Below are 6,000 nucleotides of genomic sequence, written 5' to 3' on the forward strand. Positions count from 1 at the left end.
GTATCCACCCGGCGTGGGCGCCGGGCGAGGGAGGGGTTCACGATGAACGAGACGATGGTCTGCGCGGTGGGCAACGTGGCGACGCAACCGGTCTACCGGGAGCTGGCGTCGGGCGCGTCGGCGAGGTTCCGGCTGGCGGTGACCTCGCGCTACTGGGACCGTGAGAAGAACACATGGACGGACGGACACACCAACTTCTTCACGGTGTGGGCCAATCGGCAGCTCGCCACGAACGCGGGCGCCTCGCTGTCGGTGGGCGACCCCGTCGTCGTGCACGGCAGGTTGAAGGTGCGTACGGAGTCACGCGACAGTCAGAACCGGACATCGGCCGACATCGACGCGGTGGCGATCGGCCACGATCTGTCGCGCGGCACCTCGGCCTTCCGGCGCAGCACCAGGCCGGAGGCGGGCACCGCGCCACCACAGAACGAGCCCACCTGGGAGACCACGCCGGCGGATCCCGCGGACGCGACGGCACGGCAGCCGGAACCGGCGGCGGTGACGTGAGACGGGGTCCAGGACCGCGCTGACCGGATGCGGCTTGTCGGCGGGTACGTGCCGAACTCCCGTGGCACAGCATGGATTTGTCGACAAGCAGGCCGTCAGTGATCTTGGCGATAACGATTCCGAGTCGGATCGGCCATCCGACGGCATCACGGGGAAGCGCGGTGCGCCGCGTCCTTAGGATGCCCAACGTGGCTCCCGTGGCCTCTGATTCTGCTGGTGGGACCTCGCCCCCCACGTCAACGGGTCCTGCTCGAAGGGGAACTCTGTGCATTCTTCGTTCACTGCGCTGTCGGTGCGCGGGCGAGGCGCGGTCCGTCTCGCCGCGGTGACGCTGGTGTCCGGGCTCGTCGCCGCGGGTGTGCTGGCCGGTGCCGGCGCGGCCGCCGCCGAGGGGACGTCGCAGGACCAGGGCGGAGCGACCGCCACCGTAGGCGGCCTGAAGACGTACGGCGCGGCCGTGATCCACGACCCCACCGGTGATCTCCAGGTCTCGGCGGGACTGTTCGAGATGTCCGTCGATGGCGGTGGCACGCTGCAGACCTACTGCGTCGACCTGCGCAACCCCACGCTCAAGGACGCCAAGTACCACGAGACGCCCTGGAGCGGCAGCTCGCTGGGCGTCAACAAGAACGCGGGCAGGATTCGTTGGATCCTGCAGAACTCCTATCCACAGGTCAACGACCTCGCGACGCTCGCCGCCAAGGCGGGCGTCCGCAGCGGACTCACCGAGCAGGACGCGGCGGCCGGCACCCAGGTGGCGATCTGGCGCTACTCGGACGGCGCGGACGTCGACGCCGTCGACCCGCAGGCCGAGAGGCTCGCCGACTACCTCGAGAAGAACGCCCGGACCCTCACGGAGCCCGAGCCGTCACTGTCCCTGGACCCGCCCGCGGTCTCCGGTCACCCGGGTGACCCGATCGGCCCGGTCACCGTGCACACCAACGCGGACAGCGTCACCCTGACGCCACCGGCGGACGCCGCCACCAGCGGGGCGCGGATCGTGGACGGGAACGGGAAGCGCCTCACGTCGGCGTCGGACGGCGCCAAGATATTCTTCGACGTGCCCGAGGACACGGCGGCCGGCACGGCCGAGCTGACCGTGCAGGCCTCCACCACGGTGCCGGTCGGCCGGGCCTTCACCTCCGAGAGCCGCAGCCAGACCCAGATCCTGGCCGGTTCCAGCGAGTCGACCGTCTCCGCCACGGCGAGCGCCACCTGGGCGGAGCAGGGCGCCGTACCGGCACTGTCGGCGGCGAAGACCTGCACCGACGGCGGAGTGCGGATCACCGCCGCCAACGCCGGCGACACGGAGTTCACCTTCGAGCTCATGGGCACCGGGCACACCGTCCCGGCGGGCGCGACCCGGACTGTGACGATCCCGCTCCAGGAGGACCAGGCGTACGACTTCGCGATCACCGGTCCCAGCGGCTCCGAGACACGGTTCGCGGGCGTCCTGGACTGCCGGACGGAGGGCAGTGAGGCCGGCGACGCGGTCCAGACGCTCAGCGAGCCTAGCCCCGCGACGGTCGGCGGCATCGCGGCGGACACGAACCTCGCCGAGACCGGCGGCACCAGCGCGACCCCGCTGATCGCGGGCACGGCCATCGCCCTGGTCGTCATCGGCGGCGCGGCCCTGCTCCTCATCGGCCGAAAGTCCCAGTCCCAGGACTGAACCACCGCCCGCGCACCGTGCCCCGGCCCCGCATGATCCTTGGCAACTCAACAGCGAGCCCCGAACCCGACGACGAACCCCCAGCTCACAGCCCCCCGCCCATTCGGGTTAGGACCCGAGGGTGGACGTCAGGCAAGATGGGGTGTATCTGCCCACTGCCAGTTTCAAGCTGCCGGACGGTTTCTCTTGGCTGAGTTCATTTACACCATGCGCAAGACGCGTAAGGCGCACGGCGACAAGGTGATCCTTGACGACGTCACGCTGAGCTTCCTGCCCGGCGCGAAGATCGGTGTGGTCGGCCCGAACGGTGCCGGTAAGTCCACCGTTCTCAAGATCATGGCCGGTCTGGAGCAGCCGTCCAACGGTGACGCCTTCATCTCGCCCGGTTACACGGTGGGCATGCTCCAGCAGGAGCCGCCGCTGGACGAGTCCAAGACCGTCCTGCAGAACGTGCAGGACGGCGCCGCCGAGATCATGGGCAAGCTCAACCGGTTCAACGAGGTCGCCGAGCTCATGGCGACCGACTACTCGGACGCCCTGATGGACGAGATGGGCAAGCTCCAGGAGGACCTGGACCACGCCAACGCGTGGGACCTGGACACCCAGCTGGAGCAGGCCATGGACGCCCTGGGCTGCCCGCCCGGCGACTGGCCGGTCACCAACCTCTCCGGTGGTGAGCGCCGCCGCGTGGCGCTCTGCAAGCTGCTGATCGAGGCCCCCGACCTGCTGCTGCTCGACGAGCCCACCAACCACCTGGACGCCGAGTCCGTGCAGTGGCTGGAGCAGCACCTCGCGAAGTACCCCGGCACCGTCGTCGCCGTCACCCACGACCGGTACTTCCTGGACAACGTCGCGGGCTGGATCCTGGAGCTCGACCGCGGCCGCGCCATCGGCTACGAGGGCAACTACTCCACCTACCTGGAGTCCAAGCAGTCCCGTCTCAAGGTCGAGGGCCAGAAGGACGCCAAGCGGGCCAAGCGTCTGAAGGAAGAACTCGAGTGGGTCCGGTCCAACGCCAAGGGACGCCAGGCCAAGTCCAAGGCCCGCCTCGCGCGGTACGAGGAGATGGCCGCCGAGGCCGACAAGATGCGGAAGCTGGACTTCGAGGAGATCCAGATCCCGCCGGGCCCGCGCCTGGGCTCCATCGTGGTCGAGGTCAACAACCTCTCCAAGGCGTTCGGTGAGAAGGTCCTCATCGACGACCTCAGCTTCACCCTGCCGCGCAACGGCATCGTCGGTGTGATCGGCCCGAACGGCGCCGGCAAGACCACCCTCTTCAAGATGATCCAGGGTCTGGAGACGCCGGACTCCGGCTCGATCAAGGTCGGCGAGACCGTCAAGATCGCCTACGTCGACCAGGGCCGCGAGAACATCGACCCGAAGAAGACCCTGTGGGCCGTCGTCTCCGACGAACTGGACTACATCAACGTGGGCCAGGTCGAGATGCCGTCCCGGGCGTACGTCTCCGCCTTCGGCTTCAAGGGCCCCGACCAGCAGAAGCCGGCCGGCGTGCTCTCCGGCGGTGAGCGCAACCGCCTCAACCTCGCGCTCACCCTCAAGCAGGGCGGCAACCTGCTGCTCCTCGACGAACCGACCAACGACCTGGACGTCGAGACCCTGTCCTCCCTGGAGAACGCCCTCCTCGAGTTCCCGGGCTGCGCCGTGGTGGTCTCCCACGACCGGTGGTTCCTGGACCGGGTCGCCACGCACATCCTCGCCTACGAGGGTGACTCCAAGTGGTTCTGGTTCGAGGGCAACTTCGAGTCGTACGAGAAGAACAAGGTCGAGCGTCTCGGTGCGGACGCCGCGCGTCCGCACCGTGCCACCTACAAGAAGCTGACCCGGAGCTGACCGCAGTGGCCCGCCACCTCTACCGCTGCCCCCTGCGCTGGTCGGACATGGACGCCTTCGGGCACGTCAACAACGTCGTCTTCCTGCGGTACCTGGAAGAGGCGCGGATCGACTTCATGTTCCGGCTGGCGCCGGGGAACGGCAGCAAGTCGTTCTCCGGCGGCTCCGTCGTCGCCCGCCACGAGATCGACTACAAGCGCCCGCTCGTCCACCGGCACGAGCCGGTGCTCGTCGAGTCCTGGGTGACCGGCATCCGCGGCGCCTCGCTGACCATCGCCTACGAGGTCAAGGACCCCGACACCGAGGAAGGACCGGGCACCGTCTACGTCCGCGCCTCGACCGTCGTCGTCCCCTACGACTTCGAGACGCAGCGCCCGCGCCGCATCACCGAGGAGGAGCGGCACTTCCTGGAGAAGTACCTCCCGGAGGAGCCCGGTCCCGAGGACGCGGGCGTGCCGGGGGAGCGGACCGCGTGAGTACGGCACCTCTGCGCCCGGCGGACCGTGGGGAGGCGGCCGATCTGGCCGCCTTCCTGCGCCGCCTGGTCCACTACGACAAGGCCGCCGCCGTCCGCCTCCAGCTCACCGGGGAGCGGCTGGCGGTCTTCGGCCGACCCGCCTCGTTCGAGGTGCTGGCGGTCCGCACCGTCCTGCTCGACGACGCCCCGGCGGAGCTGGACCGCACCGTCTCCGCCGGTGAGCTGCTGGAACTGGTCCACGCGGAGCCCGAGCCGGGCGCCCCCTTCGGTGTCCCGGAAGCGGTCACCGGCCCGCCCTGGGCGGGAGTCCTGCCGCCCCGCACCGGCTGGCGGCCCGAACCGGGCCTGCCCGCTCCCGACGCGGTCCGCGCAGCCGTCGCGGCCGTCGTCGCCGAGTTCCGCACCCGCACCGAGGCGCTGGCGCCCGAGGAGCGGACCCGTACGGCGCTCGACGCGATCGGGCACGAGATCTGGTCGCGGCCGCTCGGCGACACCGCCCTGCCGGTCCGCGCCGCGCACGCCGCCCACGCCATGGGCTTCCTGCGCCCGGCACCGGCCCGCGTCCCCGCCGCCTCCGTCCCCGGCGACGGGGCCGCCCCGGCCGAGCCGGTCGCCCTGCGCTCGGCGGGCGCCTGGCTGCGGCTGCGCACGCCGTACGGCTCGGTGGCGGTACGCCGGGCCGGACTCGGGGCGTTCGGGGTCAGCGTCCGCTGACCCCGGGCCGCCGGGCGGGCCGTCAGGCGGCCGAGCCGGTCACCTCTCGCGCTGTTCCGGGTCCGGCCACACCCCGAGGTGGTCGCTCTCCAGCTCCAGCAGGACCCGGTCGCGCAGGTCGAGGGCGGCGACGTGGTCGGCGGGGAGCTGGAGGCGTCCGGCGCGGTCGAGCATCGCGTACTCCCGGGCCACCACCGCCTCCTGGCCGGTGGCCGCGTCGACCTCGGTGCGGCGCAGGACCTCGGTGGAGGTGCGGCCGTCGCGGATGGCGACGGTGCGGCGCACCTCGGAGGCGACGGCCTGGTCGTGGGTGACGATGACGATGGTGGTGCCCAGCTCCTCGTTGGCGGTGCGGAAGGCGGCGAAGATCTCCTCGGCGGTGTGCGAGTCGAGTTCACCGGTCGGCTCGTCGGCGAGGAGGACCGCCGGTTCGTTGGCGAGGGCCACCGCCAGCGCCACCCGTTGCTGCTGGCCGCCGGACATCTGGTGCGGCCGCCGGTCCCGGCACTGACCCACCCCGAGCAGGTCCAGCAACTCCTGGGCGCGGCCCGCGCGCTTGCGGGCGCCGCCGCGCAACTGCATCGGCAGTGAGACGTTCTGGGCCGCCGTCAGGTACGGCAGCAGGTTGCGGCCGGTCTGCTGCCAGACGAAGCCCACCACCTCCCGCCGGTAGCGCAGCCGCTCCTTGGCACCCATCGCCAGCAGGTCGCACCCGGCGACGGTGGCCGCCCCGGCGCTCGGCTCGTCGAGGCCGGCGAGGATGTTCATCAGCGTCGAC

General features: G+C 71.0%; 6 protein-coding genes. 5 read left to right on the forward strand and 1 reads right to left on the reverse strand.

Features of this window, described 5'->3' with window-relative positions; genetic code table 11:
• Positions 1–42 precede the first annotated feature (42 nt).
• The 5 genes from AC07AZ_RS36210 (at position 43) to AC07AZ_RS36230 (ending at position 5,222) form a co-directional block, all read left to right on the forward strand.
• On the forward strand, positions 43–507 hold the full coding sequence (locus AC07AZ_RS36210) for a single-stranded DNA-binding protein (RefSeq protein WP_478855008.1): 465 nt from the start codon (positions 43–45) through the stop codon (positions 505–507).
• A 265-nt stretch (positions 508–772) separates the two neighbouring features.
• A complete protein-coding gene (locus AC07AZ_RS36215) occupies positions 773–2,179 on the forward strand; it encodes a Cys-Gln thioester bond-forming surface protein (RefSeq protein WP_478855009.1) in 1,407 nt (468 codons plus the stop codon).
• A 186-nt stretch (positions 2,180–2,365) separates the two neighbouring features.
• Positions 2,366–4,030, forward strand: a complete 1,665-nt coding sequence (gene ettA / locus AC07AZ_RS36220; RefSeq protein ID WP_478855010.1) for an energy-dependent translational throttle protein EttA — start codon at positions 2,366–2,368, stop codon at positions 4,028–4,030.
• A 5-nt stretch (positions 4,031–4,035) separates the two neighbouring features.
• Entirely contained in the window at positions 4,036–4,506 is a 471-nt protein-coding gene (locus tag AC07AZ_RS36225) for an acyl-CoA thioesterase (RefSeq protein WP_033951780.1), read from the forward strand.
• Positions 4,503–5,222, forward strand: a complete 720-nt coding sequence (locus tag AC07AZ_RS36230; protein WP_033951782.1) for a DUF8185 domain-containing protein — start codon at positions 4,503–4,505, stop codon at positions 5,220–5,222. Before AC07AZ_RS36225 ends, AC07AZ_RS36230 begins: the two co-directional genes overlap by 4 nt.
• A gap of 39 nt (positions 5,223–5,261) precedes the next feature.
• Here AC07AZ_RS36230 and AC07AZ_RS36235 read toward each other — a convergent pair.
• Positions 5,262–6,000, reverse strand: a 739-nt coding sequence (locus AC07AZ_RS36235) for an ABC transporter ATP-binding protein (RefSeq protein WP_478855011.1), incomplete at its 5' end; no start/stop codon positions are given.

Source organism: Streptomyces sp. NPDC043878 (assembly GCF_056435735.1).